At 57.3% G+C, this 21002-nt stretch carries 13 protein-coding genes, 2 tRNA genes and 3 rRNA genes; 17 read left to right on the plus strand and 1 reads right to left on the minus strand.

Features of this window, described 5'->3' with window-relative positions:
• Nucleotides 1-30 precede the first annotated feature (30 nt).
• Entirely contained in the window at nucleotides 31-1587 is a 1557-nt protein-coding gene (locus ACO77H_RS03870; RefSeq protein ID WP_169955057.1) for an AAA family ATPase, read from the minus strand.
• Between the two features lie 117 nt (nucleotides 1588-1704).
• On the opposite strand from ACO77H_RS03870, the gene mrcB reads away from it, so the two are divergent.
• From mrcB to ACO77H_RS03955, 17 genes are all read left to right on the plus strand, one after another.
• Nucleotides 1705-4029, plus strand: a complete 2325-nt coding sequence (mrcB, locus tag ACO77H_RS03875; protein ID WP_170043555.1) for a penicillin-binding protein 1B — start codon at nucleotides 1705-1707, stop codon at nucleotides 4027-4029.
• A gap of 16 nt (nucleotides 4030-4045) precedes the next feature.
• On the plus strand, nucleotides 4046-4777 hold the full coding sequence (locus ACO77H_RS03880) for a tetratricopeptide repeat protein (RefSeq protein ID WP_057440150.1): 732 nt from the start codon (nucleotides 4046-4048) through the stop codon (nucleotides 4775-4777).
• Complete coding sequence (locus ACO77H_RS03885) at nucleotides 4777-5106, plus strand: YqcC family protein (protein ID WP_170043554.1); 330 nt, start codon at nucleotides 4777-4779, stop codon at nucleotides 5104-5106. The genes ACO77H_RS03880 and ACO77H_RS03885 overlap by 1 nt, the downstream gene beginning before the upstream one ends.
• A 431-nt stretch (nucleotides 5107-5537) precedes the next feature.
• The gene (locus ACO77H_RS03890; protein ID WP_169955054.1) at nucleotides 5538-7262 is read left to right on the plus strand and encodes an acetolactate synthase 3 large subunit; all 1725 of its coding nucleotides are present in this window, start codon (nucleotides 5538-5540) and stop codon (nucleotides 7260-7262) included.
• A gap of 2 nt (nucleotides 7263-7264) precedes the next feature.
• Nucleotides 7265-7756, plus strand: coding sequence for an acetolactate synthase small subunit (gene ilvN, locus ACO77H_RS03895; protein WP_003176102.1), 492 nt, complete (start codon nucleotides 7265-7267; stop codon nucleotides 7754-7756).
• A gap of 46 nt (nucleotides 7757-7802) precedes the next feature.
• A complete protein-coding gene (gene ilvC / locus ACO77H_RS03900; RefSeq protein WP_003176099.1) occupies nucleotides 7803-8819 on the plus strand; it encodes a ketol-acid reductoisomerase in 1017 nt (338 codons plus the stop codon).
• Nucleotides 8820-8961: 142 nt separating this feature from the next.
• A complete protein-coding gene (pssA, locus tag ACO77H_RS03905) occupies nucleotides 8962-9819 on the plus strand; it encodes a CDP-diacylglycerol--serine O-phosphatidyltransferase (protein WP_029298897.1) in 858 nt (285 codons plus the stop codon).
• A 63-nt stretch (nucleotides 9820-9882) separates the two neighbouring features.
• Nucleotides 9883-10896 carry a protein-methionine-sulfoxide reductase catalytic subunit MsrP gene (msrP, locus tag ACO77H_RS03910; protein ID WP_170043553.1) on the plus strand — a complete coding sequence of 338 codons (1014 nt, stop codon included), beginning with the start codon at nucleotides 9883-9885 and terminating at the stop codon, nucleotides 10894-10896.
• The gene (gene msrQ, locus ACO77H_RS03915; protein WP_169955052.1) at nucleotides 10896-11516 is read left to right on the plus strand and encodes a protein-methionine-sulfoxide reductase heme-binding subunit MsrQ; all 621 of its coding nucleotides are present in this window, start codon (nucleotides 10896-10898) and stop codon (nucleotides 11514-11516) included. The genes msrP and msrQ overlap by 1 nt, the downstream gene beginning before the upstream one ends.
• Before the next feature lie 487 nt (nucleotides 11517-12003).
• Nucleotides 12004-13540: ribosomal RNA gene (locus ACO77H_RS03920) — 16S ribosomal RNA — on the plus strand.
• Nucleotides 13541-13622: 82 nt separating this feature from the next.
• Nucleotides 13623-13699: transfer RNA gene (locus ACO77H_RS03925), tRNA-Ile, on the plus strand.
• A 30-nt stretch (nucleotides 13700-13729) separates the two neighbouring features.
• A tRNA-Ala gene (locus ACO77H_RS03930) sits at nucleotides 13730-13805 on the plus strand.
• A gap of 248 nt (nucleotides 13806-14053) precedes the next feature.
• Nucleotides 14054-16947, plus strand: a 23S ribosomal RNA gene (locus ACO77H_RS03935).
• Between the two features lie 154 nt (nucleotides 16948-17101).
• Nucleotides 17102-17217, plus strand: a 5S ribosomal RNA gene (gene rrf / locus ACO77H_RS03940).
• The 16S, 23S and 5S rRNA genes sit together here with 2 tRNA genes alongside, the layout of an rRNA operon.
• Before the next feature lie 162 nt (nucleotides 17218-17379).
• On the plus strand, nucleotides 17380-18039 hold the full coding sequence (locus tag ACO77H_RS03945; protein ID WP_169954800.1) for a paraquat-inducible protein A: 660 nt from the start codon (nucleotides 17380-17382) through the stop codon (nucleotides 18037-18039).
• Nucleotides 18026-18649 (plus strand): paraquat-inducible protein A, encoded by a 624-nt coding sequence (locus ACO77H_RS03950; RefSeq protein ID WP_169954801.1) that lies wholly within the window; start codon nucleotides 18026-18028, stop codon nucleotides 18647-18649. Before ACO77H_RS03945 ends, ACO77H_RS03950 begins: the two co-directional genes overlap by 14 nt.
• Nucleotides 18642-20945, plus strand: coding sequence for a PqiB family protein (locus tag ACO77H_RS03955; RefSeq protein WP_170043062.1), 2304 nt, complete (start codon nucleotides 18642-18644; stop codon nucleotides 20943-20945). The genes ACO77H_RS03950 and ACO77H_RS03955 overlap by 8 nt, the downstream gene beginning before the upstream one ends.
• Nucleotides 20946-21002: the final 57 nt, after the last annotated feature.

The following is a 21002-nucleotide window of genomic DNA, read 5'->3' on the forward strand; positions in this document are numbered from 1 at the left end:
GTTAACCGCATCACGGCCGTGAAATATTTCCTACAGCCCTGGCAGGCGCTGGCGGACGTGGGCAACCAGCGCGTCCAGCGTCCCGCTTTCATTGGTCTCGACCCGCTTGCTCAGTAGCAGTTCTTCGGCGCTCAGGGGATCGCGGCTGGCTTGTTGCTGCTCAATGACTGCCAGGGTAGCGTCAGACGGATCGTTTTTATCTGCCTGACGTTTCGCCAGCCAACTGGCGATAACGGCCTGCGGTGCATTGCAATCGAGGATCAGGAAGGGCGCGCCGGTGGCTTCTGCGACTTTGGCGGCAGCTTCTCGTTGCTCGCGCTTGAGGTAGGTCGCGTCCAGGACTACCGGGAAGCCTGCGCGCAGTACGGTTTCGGCGAGGGTATGCAGGCGGGCGTAGGTTGCCGCGCTGGCGTCCGAGGCATAGATCCCGGCTTGGAGGGTGTTCTCGACCTGTTGCTCGCCAAACAGGCGCTTGCGTTCTACATCGGAGCGCAGGCGAATGGCGCCGAGCGCGTCCACCAGGCGCATCGCCACATGGCTTTTGCCGGTCGCCGATACGCCATGGGTAATCGCCAGGAAGCGCGAGGGGATGGTGCTGTAGCTTTCGGCCAGGTTGGCGTAGTTGCGGTACTGGCGCAGGGTGGTTGCGCGCTCGACCGGTGTTGCCTCGGGCGGCATGCTGAACAGCGCGATCTTGGCCCGCACCAGCGCGCGGTAGGCTTTATAGAAGTTCAGCAGCTCCAGGCTCTGGTAATCGCCAGTCAGCTCCAGGTATTGGCTGATAAAGCGCCTGGCTAGGGTCTTGAGGCCACGGTCTTCCAGGTCCATCGCCAGGAAGCCGGTGTCGGCGCACACGTCGGTGAAGCGGAACGGTTCGTTGAACTCGATGCAGTCGAAGATCACCACGTGATCGTCGATCATGGTTGCGTTGCCCAGGTGAATATCGCCGTGGCACTCGCGGGTAAAGCCATTGAGCTTGCGTTGCTCCAGCAGGGGCTTGAGGCGTTCGAAGCTGCTCTCGGCCCAGGCTTGCAGTGCGTCCAGTTGGGCCAGGTCGGCTTTGTCGCTAAGGAACGGACGGATCTGCTCGAAGTTCTGCCGCACCGGCGCCATCACCTCGTCGGGGGTGCCGGCGGGATGGGCCTCGGGAACCTTGGGGGCGTTGAGGTGGAAGTGCGCAATCTGGCTGGCCATCTCATCGATGTGGCCGTTGGTCAGCTCGCCATTGGCCTGCAAGGTGCTCAGCAGTTGGCTTTGCGGGAACTGGCGCATTTTCAGCACATATTCGATGGCCGGGCCTTCGCCGCCCAGTTGCGGTGCTTCAGCGCTGCCGGTGATCGGCAACACTTCAAGATACAAATCTTGTGTCAGGCGTTGGTTGAGGCGCAGTTCCTCGTTGCAGAAGTGGGCGCGGGCGTCCAGTTGGGTGAAGTCGAGGAAGCCGAAGTTCACCGGTTTCTTGATCTTGTAGGCATAGGGACCGGTGAGCAGGACCCAGGAAATATGGGTTTCGATGACTTGAAACGCTTCGACCGGATGAGGAAACAGGGCCGGGTTTTGCAGGGCGGCAATCAGGGGCTGGCTCACAGGCGATCCTTCGGAGTCTGGGAAAATAATGGAGCGCATTATGGCCGCTCAGGTCGGTCATGCAAACCGCCGTCCGGTTCATGTTGATCATCAATAAAATGCGTATAATCCGCCGCCATGACTCGTACCCGATCTCCCCGTTCCCGTAAAAAACCTCCTCCCCGCAGCCTGCGCCCCTGGCTAGGCTGGGCGCTCAAGCTCGGCCTGGTGGGCCTGGTGGTGATCGCAGGCATCGCGGTATACCTCGATGCCGTGGTCCAGGAGAAGTTCTCTGGCAAGCGCTGGACCATCCCGGCGAAGGTCTACGCTCGCCCGCTGGAGCTGTTTACCGGCCAGAAACTGAGCAAGGAAGATTTCCTTACCGAACTCGATGCGCTGGGCTATCGGCGCGAAGCCGTGGCCAACGGCCCGGGTGCGGCGGCGGTCAGCGGCAATACCGTGGACCTGAACACCCGGGGCTTCCAGTTCTATGAAGGCCTGGAAAAGGCGCAGCCGGTGCGCGTGCGTTTCTCCGGGGATTACGTGGCCGAGCTTTCTGCACTCAATGGCGGCAAGTTGCCAGTGGTGCGTCTTGAGCCGTTGCTGATCGGCGGGATTTACCCCAAGAACCTTGAAGATCGCATCCTGATCAAAATTGATCAGGTGCCGCCGTATCTGCTGGAAACCCTGGTTGCGGTCGAAGACCGGGATTTCTACAGCCACTGGGGCGTCTCGCCCAAGTCCATCGCTCGCGCCATCTGGGTCAACACCTCGGGTGGCCGCATGACTCAGGGCGGCAGTACGCTGACGCAACAATTGGTCAAGAATTTCTACCTGACCAGTGAGCGCAGCCTGACCCGCAAACTCACCGAAGCCATGATGGCGATGTTGCTGGAGCTGCACTACAGCAAGCCGGAGATCCTTGAGGCCTACCTCAACGAGGTGTTCGTCGGCCAGGATGGCCAGCGCGCGGTGCACGGTTTTGGCCTGGCCAGCCAGTTCTTCTTCGGCCAGCCGTTGTCCGAGCTCAAGTTGCACCAGGTGGCGTTGCTGGTAGGCATGGTCAAGGGGCCGTCCTATTACAACCCGCGCCGCAACCCGGAGCGGGCCCTGGAGCGCCGCAACCTGGTCCTCGACGTGCTGGAGCAGCAGGGCGTAGCCACCGCAGAACAGGTCGCGGCCGCGAAGAAGATGCCTTTGGGCGTCACCACCCGTGGCAAGTTGGCCGACAGTTCCTTCCCCGGCTTTATCGACCTGGTCAAGCGCCAGTTGCGCGAAGACTATCGCGACGAGGACTTGACCGAAGAAGGTCTGCGGATCTTCACCAGTTTCGACCCGATCCTGCAGATGAAGGCCGAAGCCTCGGTCAGCGATACCTTCAAGCGCCTGGCCGGGCGCAAGGGCTCGGACGAAGTCGAAGCGGCCATGGTGGTGACCAACCCGGAAACCGGTGAAGTCCAGGCCATGATCGGCAGCCGCCAGGCCAGCTTCGCCGGCTTCAACCGTGCCCTGGATGCCGTGCGGCCGATTGGCTCGCTGATCAAGCCGGCGGTGTACCTCACTGCACTGGAAAAGCCGAGCAAGTACACCCTGACCAGCTGGCTCTCCGACGAAGCGTTTTCGGTCAAGGGCGCCGATGGCCAGGTATGGAAGCCGCAGAACTATGATCGTCGCTCCCACGGCACGGTGTTCCTGTATCAGGGACTGGCGCATTCCTACAACCTGTCCACGGCGCGGCTTGGCCTGGAGCTGGGTGTGCCGAATGTGCTCAAGACCCTTGCACGGCTGGGTGTAAGCCGCGAGTTCCCGGCGTTCCCGTCGATGTTGCTGGGCGCAGGTGGCTTGAGCCCGATGGAAGTGGCGACCATGTACCAGACCCTGGCCAACGGTGGTTTTAATACGCCGATGCGCGGGATCCGCAGTGTCCTCACGGCGGAAGGCGAGCCGCTCAAGCGCTACCCGTTCCAGATCGAGCAGCGTTTTGATCCGGCCTCCATCTACCTGATCCAGAACGCCATGCAACGGGTCATGCGCGAAGGGACCGGGCGTTCGGTGTACAGCTCGCTGCCGGGTAACCTGACGCTGGCCGGCAAGACCGGTACCAGTAACGACTCCCGTGACAGTTGGTTCGCCGGTTTCAGCCAGGACCTGCTCGCGGTGGTGTGGCTGGGGCGCGATGACAACGGCAAGACACCGTTCACCGGCGCGACCGGCGCCTTGCAGGTCTGGACCAGCTTTATGCGCAAGGCCGACCCGCTGCCACTGAACATGCCGCAACCCGACAATATCGTGCAGGCCTGGATCGACCCCCATACCGGGCAGGGCTCCGATGCCAACTGTCCGGGCGCGGTGCAGATGCCGTATATTCGCGGCAGTGAACCGCCAGCCGGCGCTCCATGTGGCACAGGTGTGCCCACGGATGCGGATTCGGTGATGGATTGGGTCAAGGGCTGGATGAATTAAGCAAAGAGGATTTCAAGTGAACAAGTGGTTGATTCCGGCTATTACAACGTTAGCTTTGCTCAGCGGTTGCTCCAGCGTGCAGCGCGGCTCCATCCCGGTGGTGGATTCCGGCACGGCCGTATCCAACAATGACCGGATCTCGGCCAATGGCGGCTTTCGCCAGACCGTGACTACCCGTCCAAACCCTGCCACGACCCAGGCGGTACCGCAGGATTCCGGCGTAGTGGTGATGGTCCCGGGTGGGGGCGCCACCACATCTGCACCCATCAGCTCCGCACCATGGACGCCGGGGCCGATCACCCCTGGCCCGTCGAACTCGGCGCCGATTGATACCGCGCCGATCAACCAGGGCACCTACAACATGCCGTCGACCCCGAGCGGGATTCCCTCGGCCAATGCCGGCGGCCTGTCTGCCGACGAGCAGTTGGACGGCCCGGTCCTGGCCTTGCTCACCACTGCGCAGCAACAGCAGGCCGGTGGCGACTTGAACGGCGCATCGTCCAGCCTTGAGCGCGCCCAGCGGGTCGCGCCGCGTGAACCGCAGGTGCTCTACCGCCTGGCGCAAGTGCGCATGGCCCAGGGTGATGCGCCGCAAGCTGAGCAGTTCGCCCGTCGTGGCTTGACCATGGCCAACGGTCGTCCTGACCTGCAAGCCAGCCTGTGGGCCTTGATTGGTGATGCACGTGCTGCACAAGGTGATGCTGCCGGTGCTGCCCAGGCCCGGCAGAAGGCCAAGGTCAGTCTCTGATGGATCCTCGTTTTCCGGCGATTGCCGAACAGTTGTTGCTGATTGAGCGCGAATTGCGCGTGGCGGGCTGGTGGGATGAGGTGTCTCCCGGTGCAGAGGCGCTGAGCAGCGTCGAGCCGTTTTCCGTGGATACCCTGGATTTTCATCAGTGGCTGCAGTGGATCTTCCTGGTGCGGATGAAACAGATCCTCGAACAGGACCTGCCGCTACCTAATGCGTCGGGCATCCTGGAGATGGCCGAGATGGTCTACGCCGACCGTCCCCAACAAAGCCTCGGCCTACGCTCTGCGCTGAAAAAGTTCGACCAACTGATCGTCGGCGCTCGTTAATTGCCTGACTGCCGGGTTTTCCGGCAGTCTTGCGCACATTTCTACCGCTTGACGACATTCAGGCGAGTTTTATCCCTCCTCAAAGCCCTTTCTTCTACGTTCTCATGCGCTTAGTTGGAAAAAAGCGCAATTATTGCTTGACTTGAAGGGGCTGAAACAGAAGAATCCAAAGTCCGCTGTATCGGGACTGCCAGAAGCAGGCCCGCTCAGCAGATCATGAGGCGCACATCCGCGCCGACCTGTTACACCCGCAACGCGTTACCTCGCGCTGGGTGGGAAAAGCCCGCAACACTTGGGACGATCCCAATACTTGCTCAGTCAGTGCTGACGTAGTCGGCGACCACCGTCGCTCATGCTCTGTTGAGAAGTAAACCTATTAAGACCCGTCGGTTTTCAACGGACGGTATTCTGGCGTTTTAGAGGTGAACAACGTGGAGCTTTTATCTGGCGGTGAGATGCTCGTCCGCTTTTTGCGTGACGAAGGCGTCGACTATATCTACGGGTACCCAGGTGGTGCTCTGCTGCATGTCTACGACGCACTGTTCAAGGAACCGGCTGTCAACCACATCCTGGTTCGCCACGAACAGGCCGCGACCCATATGGCTGACGGTTATGCCCGTGCCACCGGTAAAGCCGGCGTGGTGCTGGTCACGTCCGGCCCTGGCGCAACCAATGCCATTACTGGCATCGCGACTGCGTATATGGACTCTATTCCGATGGTGATCATTTCCGGCCAGGTGGCGAGCACCATGGTGGGCACTGATGCATTCCAGGAAACCGACATGATCGGTATCTCCCGGCCGATCGTGAAACACAGCTTCATGATCAAGCATGCCTCGGAAATCCCGGAAGTCATGAAGAAGGCGTTCTACCTCGCGCAATCCGGTCGCCCGGGTCCAGTGGTGGTCGATATCCCGAAAGACATGACCAACCCGGCGGAAAAGTTCGAATACATCTTCCCGAAGAAAGCCAAGCTGCGTTCCTACAGCCCGGCCGTGCGTGGGCACTCGGGGCAAATCCGCAAGGCAGCAGAAATGCTCCTGGCGGCCAAGCGCCCAGTGCTTTACTCGGGTGGCGGCGTGATCCTGGGCGGCGGTTCCGCACCGTTGACCGAATTGGCCAAGATGCTCAACCTGCCGGTGACCAACACCTTGATGGGCCTCGGTGCCTTCCCGGGTTCGGACCGTCAGTTCGTCGGCATGCTCGGCATGCACGGCAGCTACACGGCCAACCTGACCATGCACCACGCCGACGTGATCCTGGCCGTGGGCGCGCGGTTCGATGACCGGGTGATCAACGGCGCGAGCAAGTTCTGCCCGAATGCCAAGATCATCCACATCGACATCGACCCGGCGTCCATCTCCAAGACCATCAAGGCCGATGTGCCGATTGTAGGTCCCGTGGAGAGCGTGTTGACCGAAATGGTCGCTGCGCTCAAGGACATTGGCGAGACGCCGAACAAGGAGTCCGTTGCCAGTTGGTGGAAGCAGATCGACGAATGGCGCGGTGACCGCGGTCTGTTCCCTTACGACAAGGGCGACGGCAGCATCATCAAGCCACAAACCGTGATCGAAACCCTGTGCGAAGTGACCAAGGGCGACGCCTTTGTGACCTCCGACGTGGGCCAGCACCAGATGTTCGCCGCGCAGTACTACAAGTTCGACAAGCCTAACCGCTGGATCAACTCCGGTGGCCTGGGCACGATGGGCTTTGGTTTCCCTGCGGCCATGGGTGTGAAGCTGAGCTTCCCGGATGTCGACGTGGCTTGTGTTACCGGTGAAGGCAGCATCCAGATGAACATCCAGGAGCTGTCGACCTGCCTGCAATATGGCCTGCCGGTGAAGATCGTCTGCCTGAACAACGGTGTGTTGGGCATGGTTCGCCAATGGCAGGACATGAGCTACAACAGTCGTCACTCCCATTCCTACATGGAATCGTTGCCTGACTTCGTCAAGTTGGTTGAAGCCTATGGCCATGTCGGCATGCGCATCACCGATCTGAAGGATCTCAAGCCGAAGATGGAAGAGGCGTTCGCCATGAAGGATCGCCTGGTGTTCATCGACATTCAGGTCGACACCAGCGAGCACGTCTACCCGATGCAGATCAAAGACGGCTCAATGCGCGATATGTGGCTGAACAAGACGGAGCGAACCTAATCATGCGGCACATTATCTCCCTGCTTCTGGAGAACGAACCGGGCGCTCTGTCTCGTGTGGTCGGCCTGTTTTCGCAGCGCAACTACAACATCGAAAGCCTGACCGTGGCCCCGACCGAAGACCCGACCCTGTCGCGCCTGACGTTGACCACCGTAGGCCATGATGAGGTGATCGAGCAGATCACCAAGAACCTCAACAAGCTGATCGAAGTGGTCAAGCTGGTCGATTTGTCGGAAAGCGCCCACATCGAGCGTGAGCTGATGCTGGTCAAGGTCAAGGCCACGGGTGCCCAACGTGCCGAGATCAAGCGTACTACCGATATTTATCGTGGGCAGATCGTCGATGTGAGCGCCAGCGTTTATACCGTTCAACTGACCGGTACCAGCGACAAACTGGACAGCTTCATCCAGTCGATCGGGACGGCCTCGATTCTGGAAACCGTACGCAGTGGTGTCACCGGGATTGCCCGTGGCGACAAAGTACTCAGCATCTAACCCAATTAGCGAATGGCCTTAAGGCCTGGATATATAGAGGAACCTCATGAAAGTTTATTACGATAAAGATTGTGACCTGTCGATCATCCAGGGCAAGAAAGTCGCCATCATCGGCTACGGCTCCCAGGGTCACGCACAAGCTTGCAACCTGAAAGATTCCGGCGTTGACGTGACTGTTGGCCTGCGCAAAGGCTCGGCCACTGTTGCCAAGGCAGAAGCCCACGGCCTGAAAGTGACTGACGTTGCTTCCGCTGTTGCGGCTGCCGACCTGGTCATGATCCTGACCCCGGACGAGTTCCAATCCGCGCTGTACAAGAACGAAATCGAGCCGAACATCAAGAAAGGCGCCACCCTGGCCTTCTCCCACGGCTTCGCGATCCACTACAACCAGGTTGTGCCGCGCGCTGACCTCGACGTGATCATGATCGCGCCGAAAGCACCGGGCCATACCGTGCGCTCCGAGTTCGTCAAGGGCGGCGGTATTCCTGATCTGATCGCGATCTACCAGGACGCCTCGGGCAACGCCAAGAACGTTGCACTGTCCTACGCTGCTGGCGTCGGTGGTGGTCGTACCGGCATCATCGAAACCACCTTCAAGGACGAGACCGAAACCGACCTGTTCGGCGAACAAGCCGTTCTGTGCGGCGGTACCGTTGAACTGGTCAAAGCCGGTTTCGAAACCCTGGTTGAAGCTGGCTACGCGCCGGAAATGGCCTACTTCGAGTGCCTGCACGAACTGAAGCTGATCGTTGACCTCATGTACGAAGGCGGTATCGCCAACATGAACTACTCGATCTCCAACAACGCCGAGTACGGCGAGTACGTGACCGGCCCGGAAGTCATCAACGCCGAATCCCGTCAGGCCATGCGCAACGCCCTGAAACGTATTCAGGACGGCGAATACGCCAAAATGTTCATCAGCGAAGGTGCTACCGGCTACCCTTCGATGACCGCCAAGCGTCGTAACAACGCCGCTCACGGTATCGAAGTCATCGGCGAGCAACTGCGCTCCATGATGCCGTGGATCGGTGCCAACAAGATCGTCGACAAAGCCAAGAACTAAGTCGCACGTGTCTACGGAAAACGCGGCCTAGGCCGCGTTTTTTCGTTTGAGGGCTGGTTCTGGTATAAAGCTGCATCGTTTGCGGGCGAAACTCGCCGCAAGTGTCTATCGAATTTTTTCACACCGTTGCAAGGTAAAGTCCATGAGCGAACGTCCCGAAGAGCCAAACCAGGCCTCTGACGCCGAAAGCCTGCTACCGATCGATGAGCATGTCGAAGAAGGGCATGACGCGGAAGGCCGCAAGGTCCGGCATCGTGGCATCTATCTTCTGCCCAACCTGTTCACCACGGCGAACCTGTTTGCCGGTTTCTACTCCATCATCAATTCCATGAGTGCCCAGAGCGCGCTGGCAGCAGGTGATGCGGCGAGTGCCAGCAAGTACTTCGGTTTTGCTGCCATCGCGATCTTCGTGGCCATGGTCCTCGATGGCCTTGATGGGCGCGTGGCGCGCATGACCAATACCCAGAGCGCCTTCGGTGCCGAGTACGACTCGCTGTCGGACATGGTGGCCTTTGGTGTCGCACCTGCGTTGCTGGCGTTTGCCTGGGCCCTGGGTGACATGGGCAAGGTTGGCTGGATGGTGGCCTTCATCTATGTCGCGGGCGCTGCGTTGCGCCTGGCACGCTTCAATACCCAGGTGGGCACTGCCGACAAGCGTTACTTCATCGGTCTTGCCAGTCCTGCGGCGGCGGGTGTGGTGGCCGGTATTGTCTGGGCGTTCAGTGACTATGGTATCCAGGGTTCGAAGATGTCGTTCCTGGTGGCCTTGATGGTTGCGGCGGCCGGTATGCTGATGGTCAGCAACATCAAGTACAACAGCTTCAAGGAATTCGACCTGAAGGGGCGTGTGCCTTTCGTGGCGATTCTGGTGGTGGTACTGGTGTTCGCGGTGGTCTTCAGTGATCCGCCGCGGATCCTGCTGCTGGCGTTCCTGGTATATGCGGCTTCGGGTCCGGTTCAGTACCTGTTGCATCTGCGCCGGGACAAAACATTGCCTTAATGTAATTTCCCCCATACTCCGCAGTCTATTGGTGCATCAGTTCTCCAATGCTGCGGAGTTGCCATGTTAATCAAGTTGCCCAAAGCGTCCGATTGTCACGAATCGGACGTCACCCCAGAATCCCTCTATTTCTCCCGCCGCAGTCTGCTCGGTGGCGCGCTTGCCGGTATTGCTGCCAGCAGCCTGCCGCGTTGGGTGAGTGCGGCTGACACTGCGCGTTATGCCGATGTCGAGCCAGGCAAGGCTCCCGGCTGGTTCGCCGAGAAACTTCCTGGCACGCAATGGCAGGCGGTGACGGTCAAAGACGAAGCCATCACGCCGTTCAAGGATGCGACCCATTACAACAACTTCTATGAGTTCGGCACGGACAAGGGCGATCCTGCGGCGAATGCCGGCTCGCTCAAGACCGAGCCATGGAGTGTCGTGATTGATGGTGAAGTCGCAAAACCAGGGCGTTACGCCCTGGAAGACTTCATGAAGCCCTATCAGTTGGAAGAGCGGATCTACCGTCTACGCTGTGTCGAGGCGTGGTCGATGGTCATTCCATGGATCGGCTTTCCCATATCGGCCTTGCTTAAACAGGTCGAGCCCACTTCCAAGGCCAAATACATCCGCTTTGAAACCCTGCAGGATCCCAAGAGCATGCCGGGCCAGCGCTCAAGTTTTGGCCTGATCGATTGGCCTTATATAGAAGGACTGCGCCTGGATGAAGCGATGAATCCTTTGGCGATCCTGGCTGTGGGCATGTATGGGCGGGAATTGCCCAACCAGAATGGCGCGCCGCTGCGTTTGGTGGTGCCGTGGAAGTATGGCTTCAAGAGCGTGAAATCTATCGTGCGGATCAGTCTGGTGAGCGAGCAACCGAAAACCACCTGGCAGAGCATTGCTGCGGATGAGTATGGGTTTTATGCGAATGTGAACCCCACCGTCGATCACCCGCGCTGGACCCAGGCGCGGGAGCGGCGCCTGCCCAGTGGCTTGTTCAGTCCGAATGTACGCGAGACGCAGATGTTCAATGGCTACTCGGATGAGGTCGCTTCTCTTTATACCGGCCTTGATCTGCGGAAGAACTACTGATGCGCTACCCCATCTGGCGCCTTGGCGTCTTTATAGCTGCGGCGGTGTGGCCGTTGTACTGGTTGTATGAGGCGTGGAGTCTCACCTTGGGGCCTGATCCCGGAAAAGTGCTGGTTGATCGGTTGGGGCTGGGAACGCTGATCCTGTTGCTGGTTACGTTGGGAATGACGCCACTGCAAAAATTGAGCGGTTGGGCAGGGTGGATCGCTGTGCGCCGGCAGTTGGGGTTGTGGTGCTTTGCGTATGTGGTTTTGCACCTCGCCGCTTATTGCGTATTTATCCTGGGGCTGGACTGGTCGCAACTGGGCGTTGAGCTGCGCAAGCGGCCCTACATTATTGTGGGGGCGTTGGGTTTTATGTGCTTGTTGGTGTTGGCGGTGACATCCAATCGCTATAGCCAGCGTCGGCTGGGCGCCCGTTGGAAGAAGCTGCATCGCCTGGTGTATGTGATTTTGGGGCTTGGTTTGCTGCATATGCTGTGGATCGTGCGTGCCGATCTGAAGGAGTGGGCTATCTATGCCTCTATAGGGGTGCTGCTTTTGCTCTTGCGGATTCCGCCTGTGATGCGCCGTATCCCTCGCCTTATTGCCAAAAAAGCACCTTCTGCAACAAAAGCGTAATTAACGCTTGACCGCAGATCCTGGAAGTCTATAATTCGCCCCACTTCCGGCGCAGTCGAAACGGAAAACTCCTTGGTAAACAAAGAGTTATGTGGTTTTCGGCAGCAGGTTGCTTCAGTGCATCGAAGCCAAAAGGAAGTTGAAAAAGAGGTGTTGACAGCAGCGTGTAACGCTGTAGAATTCGCCTCCCGCTGACGAGAGATCGAAAGCGCAAGTGGTTGAAGTTGTTGAGGAAAATCTCGAAGCTTCTGAAAATAATCACTTGACAGCAAATGAGGCTGCTGTAGAATGCGCGCCTCGGTTGAGACGAAAGATCTTAACCAACCGCTCTTTAACAACTGAATCAAGCAATTCGTGTGGGTGCTTGTGGAGTCAGACTGATAGTCAACAAGATTATCAGCATCACAAGTTGCTCCGCGAGAAATCAAAGATGTAACCAACGATTGCTGAGCCAAGTTTAGGGTTTCTTAAAAACCCAAAGATGTTTGAACTGAAGAGTTTGATCATGGCTCAGATTGAACGCTGGCGGCAGGCCTAACACATGCAAGTCGAGCGGTAGAGAGAAGCTTGCTTCTCTTGAGAGCGGCGGACGGGTGAGTAATGCCTAGGAATCTGCCTGGTAGTGGGGGATAACGTTCGGAAACGGACGCTAATACCGCATACGTCCTACGGGAGAAAGCAGGGGACCTTCGGGCCTTGCGCTATCAGATGAGCCTAGGTCGGATTAGCTAGTTGGTGGGGTAATGGCTCACCAAGGCGACGATCCGTAACTGGTCTGAGAGGATGATCAGTCACACTGGAACTGAGACACGGTCCAGACTCCTACGGGAGGCAGCAGTGGGGAATATTGGACAATGGGCGAAAGCCTGATCCAGCCATGCCGCGTGTGTGAAGAAGGTCTTCGGATTGTAAAGCACTTTAAGTTGGGAGGAAGGGTTGTAGATTAATACTCTGCAATTTTGACGTTACCGACAGAATAAGCACCGGCTAACTCTGTGCCAGCAGCCGCGGTAATACAGAGGGTGCAAGCGTTAATCGGAATTACTGGGCGTAAAGCGCGCGTAGGTGGTTAGTTAAGTTGGATGTGAAATCCCCGGGCTCAACCTGGGAACTGCATTCAAAACTGACTGACTAGAGTATGGTAGAGGGTGGTGGAATTTCCTGTGTAGCGGTGAAATGCGTAGATATAGGAAGGAACACCAGTGGCGAAGGCGACCACCTGGACTGATACTGACACTGAGGTGCGAAAGCGTGGGGAGCAAACAGGATTAGATACCCTGGTAGTCCACGCCGTAAACGATGTCAACTAGCCGTTGGGAGCCTTGAGCTCTTAGTGGCGCAGCTAACGCATTAAGTTGACCGCCTGGGGAGTACGGCCGCAAGGTTAAAACTCAAATGAATTGACGGGGGCCCGCACAAGCGGTGGAGCATGTGGTTTAATTCGAAGCAACGCGAAGAACCTTACCAGGCCTTGACATCCAATGAACTTTCTAGAGATAGATTGGTGCCTTCGGGAACATTGAGACAGGTGCTGCATGGCTGTCGTCAGCTCGTGTCGTGAGATGTTGGGTTAAGTCCCGTAACGAGCGCAACCCTTGTCCTTAGTTACCAGCACGTTATGGTGGGCACTCTAAGGAGACTGCCGGTGACAAACCGGAGGAAGGTGGGGATGACGTCAAGTCATCATGGCCCTTACGGCCTGGGCTACACACGTGCTACAATGGTCGGTACAGAGGGTTGCCAAGCCGCGAGGTGGAGCTAATCCCACAAAACCGATCGTAGTCCGGATCGCAGTCTGCAACTCGACTGCGTGAAGTCGGAATCGCTAGTAATCGCGAATCAGAATGTCGCGGTGAATACGTTCCCGGGCCTTGTACACACCGCCCGTCACACCATGGGAGTGGGTTGCACCAGAAGTAGCTAGTCTAACCTTCGGGAGGACGGTTACCACGGTGTGATTCATGACTGGGGTGAAGTCGTAACAAGGTAGCCGTAGGGGAACCTGCGGCTGGATCACCTCCTTAATCGACGACATCAGCTGCTCCATAAGTTCCCACACGAATTGCTTGATTCATTGAAGAAGACGAAAAGAAGCAGCCCGAAATTGGGTCTGTAGCTCAGTTGGTTAGAGCGCACCCCTGATAAGGGTGAGGTCGGCAGTTCGAATCTGCCCAGACCCACCAATTTTGTGTGGGAAACGCCTGTAGAAATACGGGGCCATAGCTCAGCTGGGAGAGCGCCTGCCTTGCACGCAGGAGGTCAACGGTTCGATCCCGTTTGGCTCCACCACTACTGCTTCTGTTTGTATAAAGCTTAGAAATGAGCATTCCATCATTGTGATGGTGAATGTTGATTTCTAGTCTTTGACTAGTTCGTTCTTTAAAAATTTGGGTATGTGATAGAAAGATAGACTGAACGTTACTTTCACTGGTAACGGATCAGGCTAAGGTAAAATTTGTGAGTTACTCAAATTGAGTATTATCGAATTTTCGGCGAATGTCGTCTTCACAGTATAACCAGATTGCTTGGGGTTATATGGTCAAGTGAAGAAGCGCATACGGTGGATGCCTTGGCAGTCAGAGGCGATGAAAGACGTGGTAGCCTGCGAAAAGCTTCGGGGAGTCGGCAAACAGACTTTGATCCGGAGATGTCTGAATGGGGGAACCCAGCCATCATAAGATGGTTATCTTAAGCTGAATACATAGGCTTAAGAGGCGAACCAGGGGAACTGAAACATCTAAGTACCCTGAGGAAAAGAAATCAACCGAGATTCCCTTAGTAGTGGCGAGCGAACGGGGACTAGCCCTTAAGTGGCTTTGAGATTAGCGGAACGCTCTGGAAAGTGCGGCCATAGTGGGTGATAGCCCTGTACGCGAAAATCTCTTAGTCATGAAATCGAGTAGGACGGAGCACGAGAAACTTTGTCTGAATATGGGGGGACCATCCTCCAAGGCTAAATACTACTGACTGACCGATAGTGAACTAGTACCGTGAGGGAAAGGCGAAAAGAACCCCGGAGAGGGGAGTGAAATAGATCCTGAAACCGTATGCGTACAAGCAGTGGGAGCCCACTTTGTTGGGTGACTGCGTACCTTTTGTATAATGGGTCAGCGACTTATTTTCAGTGGCGAGCTTAACCGAATAGGGGAGGCGTAGCGAAAGCGAGTCTTAATAGGGCGTCTAGTCGCTGGGAATAGACCCGAAACCGGGCGATCTATCCATGGGCAGGTTGAAGGTTGGGTAACACTAACTGGAGGACCGAACCGACTACCGTTGAAAAGTTAGCGGATGACCTGTGGATCGGAGTGAAAGGCTAATCAAGCTCGGAGATAGCTGGTTCTCCTCGAAAGCTATTTAGGTAGCGCCTCATGTATCACTGTAGGGGGTAGAGCACTGTTTCGGCTAGGGGGTCATCCCGACTTACCAAACCGATGCAAACTCCGAATACCTACAAGTGCCGAGCATGGGAGACACACGGCGGGTGCTAACGTCCGTCGTGAAAAGGGAAACAACCCAGACCGTCAGCTAAGGTCCCAAAGTTATGGTTAAGTGGGAAACGATGTGGGAAGGCTTAGACAGCTAGGAGGTTGGCTTAGAAGCAGCCACCCTTTAAAGAAAGCGTAATAGCTCACTAGTCGAGTCGGCCTGCGCGGAAGATGTAACGGGGCTCAAACCATACACCGAAGCTACGGGTATCACCCTCGGGTGATGCGGTAGAGGAGCGTTCTGTAAGCCTGTGAAGGTGAGTTGAGAAGCTTGCTGGAGGTATCAGAAGTGCGAATGCTGACATGAGTAACGACAATGGGTGTGAAAAACACCCACGCCGAAAGACCAAGGTTTCCTGCGCAACGTTAATCGACGCAGGGTTAGTCGGTCCCTAAGGCGAGGCTGAAAAGCGTAGTCGATGGAAAACAGGTTAATATTCCTGTACTTCTGGTTATTGCGATGGAGGGACGGAGAAGGCTAGGCCAGCTTGGCGTTGGTTGTCCAAGTTTAAGGTGGTAGGCTGGAATCTTAGGTAAATCCGGGATTCTAAGGCCGAGAGCTGATGACGAGTTACCCTTTGGGTGACGAAGTGGTTGATGCCATGCTTCCAAGAAAAGCTTCTAAGCTTCAGGTAACCAGGAACCGTACCCCAAACCGACACAGGTGGTTGGGTAGAGAATACCAAGGCGCTTGAGAGAACTCGGGTGAAGGAACTAGGCAAAATGGCACCGTAACTTCGGGAGAAGGTGCGCCGGTGAGGGTGAAGGACTTGCTCCGTAAGCTCATGCCGGTCGAAGATACCAGGCCGCTGCGACTGTTTATTAAAAACACAGCACTCTGCAAACACGAAAGTGGACGTATAGGGTGTGACGCCTGCCCGGTGCCGGAAGGTTAATTGATGGGGTTAGCTAACGCGAAGCTCTTGATCGAAGCCCCGGTAAACGGCGGCCGTAACTATAACGGTCCTAAGGTAGCGAAATTCCTTGTCGGGTAAGTTCCGACCTGCACGAATGGCGTAACGATGGCGGCGCTGTCTCCACCCGAGACTCAGTGAAATTGAAATCGCTGTGAAGATGCAGTGTATCCGCGGCTAGACGGAAAGACCCCGTGAACCTTTACTATAGCTTTGCACTGGACTTTGAATTTGCTTGTGTAGGATAGGTGGGAGGCTTTGAAGCGTGGACGCCAGTTCGCGTGGAGCCAACCTTGAAATACCACCCTGGCAACTTTGAGGTTCTAACTCAGGTCCGTTATCCGGATCGAGGACAGTGTATGGTGGGTAGTTTGACTGGGGCGGTCTCCTCCTAAAGAGTAACGGAGGAGTACGAAGGTGCGCTCAGACCGGTCGGAAATCGGTCGTAGAGTATAAAGGCAAAAGCGCGCTTGACTGCGAGACAGACACGTCGAGCAGGTACGAAAGTAGGTCTTAGTGATCCGGTGGTTCTGTATGGAAGGGCCATCGCTCAACGGATAAAAGGTACTCCGGGGATAACAGGCTGATACCGCCCAAGAGTTCATATCGACGGCGGTGTTTGGCACCTCGATGTCGGCTCATCACATCCTGGGGCTGAAGCCGGTCCCAAGGGTATGGCTGTTCGCCATTTAAAGTGGTACGCGAGCTGGGTTTAGAACGTCGTGAGACAGTTCGGTCCCTATCTGCCGTGGACGTTTGAGATTTGAGAGGGGCTGCTCCTAGTACGAGAGGACCGGAGTGGACGAACCTCTGGTGTTCCGGTTGTCACGCCAGTGGCATTGCCGGGTAGCTATGTTCGGAATAGATAACCGCTGAAAGCATCTAAGCGGGAAACTAGCCTCAAGATGAGATCTCACTGGAACCTTGAGTTCCCTGAAGGGCCGTCGAAGACTACGACGTTGATAGGTTGGGTGTGTAAGCGCTGTGAGGCGTTGAGCTAACCAATACTAATTGCCCGTGAGGCTTGACCATATAACACCCAAGCAATTTGTTTCTCGAAAGAGCATCAGATTGCGGTGTGTGAAGACGAAATGAACCGAAAGTTCGAATCTCACAAAACACCGAAAGCTGTCACATACCCAATTTGCTGAAGCGAGGCACTTGCCGCGACTCAGTACCCGAATTTCTTGACGACCATAGAGCATTGGAACCACCTGATCCCATCCCGAACTCAGCAGTGAAACGATGCATCGCCGATGGTAGTGTGGGGTTTCCCCATGTGAGAGTAGGTCATCGTCAAGATTAAATTCCGAAACCCCAATTGCGAAAGCAGTTGGGGTTTTGTTTTGGGCGGTCGAAAAGGCGCTGGCATTACACCATTGTTCATCCCGACAAATTTGCACAGTTATTTCCCAACCAGAACACTAGAATAGACCCCTGATCATTTTAGACTTAGAGCCCTATATGTCCGACCCGGTTGATACCACCCAGGTGTCCGACCTACCGCTGGAGGACCTGGTTGCCTGCCACGAGTGCGACTTGCTGATGCGCAAGCCAGAGCTTGCGCACGGTGAAAAGGCCCAATGCCCGCGCTGTGGTTATGAGATGTACGCCCACCGCTACAATGTCGTCGAGCGCAGCCTGGCCTTGGTGATCGCCGCGTTGTTGCTGTACATCCCGGCGAACTTTTTACCCATCATGCAGCTCAATCTACTCGGGCAGTCTTCTGAAGACACGGTCTGGAGCGGTGTAGTCGCCCTGTTCAATACCGGGATGCAAGGCGTCGCAGTGGTGGTGTTCCTGTGCAGCATGGGCATCCCGTTGCTCAAGCTGCTGTGCCAACTGGCGGTGCTGCTGAGTATTCGCTGGAACATAGGCCGCAGCTACGGCCTGTTGCTCTACCGTATTTATCACCATATGCGCGATTGGGGGATGCTTGAGGTCTACTTGATGGGCGTGCTGGTGGCGATTGTAAAGCTGGCCGACATGGCCGCCCTCAGTGTAGGCCTGGGGCTGGCCTGCTTTGTCAGCCTGTTGATGGTTCAGGTGCTGCTGGAGGTGGTCATGTCACCGCACCAAATCTGGCAGGCATTGTCCGGGGAGGACGAACATGCGGGCGATTGATGCTGGCATTCTGATCTGTACCGAATGCCACGAACTGAACAGGCAGGACCCGGAGACCGACGAGCAAACCTGCACCCGTTGCGGTGCGTTGGTCCATGCCCGCCGCCCGAACAGCCTGATGCGCACCTGGGCTTTGCTGATTACTGCGGCAATTCTGTACATTCCGGCTAACCTGTTGCCAATCATGACGATCAACTCCCTGGGGCAGGGTGCGCCGAGCACTATCATGGCGGGCGTGATCGAACTGGTTCAGCACGGTATGTTCCCGATTGCCGCCGTGGTGTTTATTGCCAGTATCCTGGTGCCGACCTTCAAGCTGGTGGGCATCGCCCTGTTGCTATTCTCGGTGCAGCGTCACCAGCCGCTTTCCGCCCGACAACGCATTATCATGTACCGTTTTATCGAATTCATCGGTCGCTGGTCCATGCTGGATATCTTCGTGATCGCCATTCTGGTGGCGGTCGTTAACTTTGGGCGACTTGCCAGTATCGAGGCCAATCTCGGTGCCGTGGCGTTCGCCAGTGTGGTGATCTTGACGATGTTTGCCGCAGTAACTTTCGATCCCCGACTGATTTGGGATAACACGGAGTCGGACGACGACCATGACTGATTTGCCAAAGGCTAAAACCCGCCCCGCTTCGAACTGGTCGGCCATTTGGGTACTGCCGTTGATCGCCCTGGTGATTGGCGGCTGGCTCGGATGGCGTGCCTACACCCAGACGGGCATCGAGATCCAGGTACGCTTTGAAAGCGGCGAAGGTATCCAGGCCAACAAGACCGAAGTGGTCTACAAAGGCATGCCCGTGGGCAAGGTCAAGACCCTGGCCCTGGATGACGAGGGCAGCAATCGCGGGGTGATTGCCACCATCGAGATGAACAAGGATGTCGAGCAATACCTCAAGGCCAATACGCGCTTCTGGCTGGTCAAGCCCAGCGTGAGCCTGGCCGGGATCACCGGCCTCGAAACCCTGGTCTCGGGCAATTACATCGCCGCCAGCCCAGGTGACGGCGAGCCTACGCGCAAATTCAAGGCGCTCTCCGAAGAGCCGCCATTGTCCGACGCCAAGCCCGGCCTGCACCTGACCGTCAAGGCCGAGCGGCTCGGCTCGCTCGACCGTGGCAGCCCGGTCTTCTACAAACAGATCCAGGTTGGCCAGGTCAAAAGCTACCTGCTGTCAGCCGATCAAAACACCGTCGAGATAAAAGTCTATATCGAGCCGACCTACGCCAACCTGGTGCGCAAACATACGCGTTTCTGGAACGCCAGCGGCATCAGCATCGACGCCAACCTGTCCGGGGTCAAAGTGCGCAGCGAGTCCCTGGCCAGCATCGTCTCCGGGGGGATTGCCTTCGCCACGCCGGAAAACCGCAAGGACAGCCCGCCCACCGACCCAAGCCTGCCGTTCCGTCTGTACGAAGACTTCGACGCCGCCGCCGCGGGCATTCGCATCAAGGTCAAGCTCAGTGACTTCGAGGGCCTGCAAGCCGGGCGTACACCGGTGATGTACAAAGGCATCCAGGTCGGCAGTCTCAAGGCCCTCAAGGTCGACTCCGACCTGTCCAGCGCCAGCGCCGACCTGACCCTCGACCCGTTGGCCGAAGATTACCTGGTGGAAGGCACACAATTCTGGGTAGTCAAGCCGTCCATCTCCCTGGCCGGTATCACCGGCCTGGAAGCCCTGGTCAAGGGCAATTACATTGCCATCCGTCCCGGCGACAAAGGCGCCAGTCCCCAACGTGAGTTCGTCGCCCGGCCCAAGGCGCCACCGCTGGACCTGCGCTCCCCAGGCCTGCACCTGGTCCTGCTCACAGAAAACCTCGGCTCCCTGGAGGTTGGCAGCCCGATCCTCTACAAACAGGTCAAGGTCGGTTCGGTCCAGAGCTATCAGTTCTCGCGCAAGCGCAAGCAGCTGGTGATCGGTGTGCATATCGAGAAGGAGTACGAAGGCCTGGTCAACGGCTCGACGCGTTTCTGGAACGCCAGTGGCGTGACACTGACCGGCGGGCTCACCGGCGGCATCCAGGTCAAAAGCGAATCCCTGCAAAGCCTGATGGCCGGGGGGATCGCCTTTGAGACCCCAGAGCCAAACGTACCGCTGAGAAATCGCATCCCGCGTTTCCGCCTGTTTGCCGATCACGAAGCCTCCACCCAGCGTGGCACCCTCATCACGATCAAGGTCGACCGCGCCGACGGCCTGCGCCCCGGTACGCCGATTCGCTTCAAAGGCCTGGACGTGGGCAAGATCGAAAGCGTCGACCTGAGCGCCGACATGCAGTCAGTGATGCTTAGTGCGCGCATCACCGAAGTGCCTGAGCGGATCGCCCGCACCGGCAGCCAGTTCTGGGTGGTCAAGCCCGAGTTGGGCTTGATGAAGACCGCCAACCTGGAAACCCTGGTCACCGGCCAGTACATCGAAGTCTTGCCGGCGGTGAAAAGCACCGGGGCACAAAAGAACTTCGTGGCCCTGGCCCAACCGCCCGAGGCTAACGTGCAGGAAGCCGGCTTGAGCCTGGTCCTCAGCGCGGCCCGCCGCGGCTCGTTGAAAGTCGGCGTGCCGGTTACCTACCGCGAAGTCACGGTGGGCAAGGTCACCGGCTACGAGTTGGGCAAGACGGCCGACCGTGTGCTGATTCATGTGCTGATCGAGCCCAAGTACGCCCCGCTGGTGCGTGGCGGCAGCCGTTTCTGGAACAGCAGTGGCTTTGGCCTGGACTTTGGCCTGTTCAAGGGCGCGACAGTGCGTACCGAATCCCTGGAAACCCTGGTCCAGGGCGGCATCGCCTTTGCGACGCCGGATGGCGAGCGCATGGGCAACCCGGCACTGCCCGAGCAGACCTTCCCGTTGTTCGACAAGTTTGAAGACGAGTGGCTGATCTGGGCGCCGAAGATTCCCCTGGGTAAATAAATCCAGGAGCCAAAAAAAAGGCCGCGATCCAAAAGATCGCGGCCTTTTTAATGCCCT

It is taken from the genome of Pseudomonas sp. WMBT8, from assembly GCF_050916005.1.
Classification (GTDB): Bacteria; Pseudomonadota; Gammaproteobacteria; order Pseudomonadales; family Pseudomonadaceae; genus Aquipseudomonas.

Coding starts and splice junctions, on each gene's coding strand:
- mrcB (WP_170043555.1), top strand. CDS start 1,705: ATGACTCGTACCCGATCTCCCCGTTCCCGTAAAAAACCTCCTCCCCGC.
- ACO77H_RS03885 (WP_170043554.1), top strand. CDS start 4,777: ATGGATCCTCGTTTTCCGGCGATTGCCGAACAGTTGTTGCTGATTGAG.
- ilvN (WP_003176102.1), top strand. CDS start 7,265: ATGCGGCACATTATCTCCCTGCTTCTGGAGAACGAACCGGGCGCTCTG.
- ilvC (WP_003176099.1), top strand. CDS start 7,803: ATGAAAGTTTATTACGATAAAGATTGTGACCTGTCGATCATCCAGGGC.
- pssA (WP_029298897.1), top strand. CDS start 8,962: ATGAGCGAACGTCCCGAAGAGCCAAACCAGGCCTCTGACGCCGAAAGC.
- msrP (WP_170043553.1), top strand. CDS start 9,883: ATGTTAATCAAGTTGCCCAAAGCGTCCGATTGTCACGAATCGGACGTC.
- msrQ (WP_169955052.1), top strand. CDS start 10,896: ATGCGCTACCCCATCTGGCGCCTTGGCGTCTTTATAGCTGCGGCGGTG.
- ACO77H_RS03945 (WP_169954800.1), top strand. CDS start 17,380: ATGTCCGACCCGGTTGATACCACCCAGGTGTCCGACCTACCGCTGGAG.
- ACO77H_RS03950 (WP_169954801.1), top strand. CDS start 18,026: ATGCGGGCGATTGATGCTGGCATTCTGATCTGTACCGAATGCCACGAA.
- ACO77H_RS03955 (WP_170043062.1), top strand. CDS start 18,642: ATGACTGATTTGCCAAAGGCTAAAACCCGCCCCGCTTCGAACTGGTCG.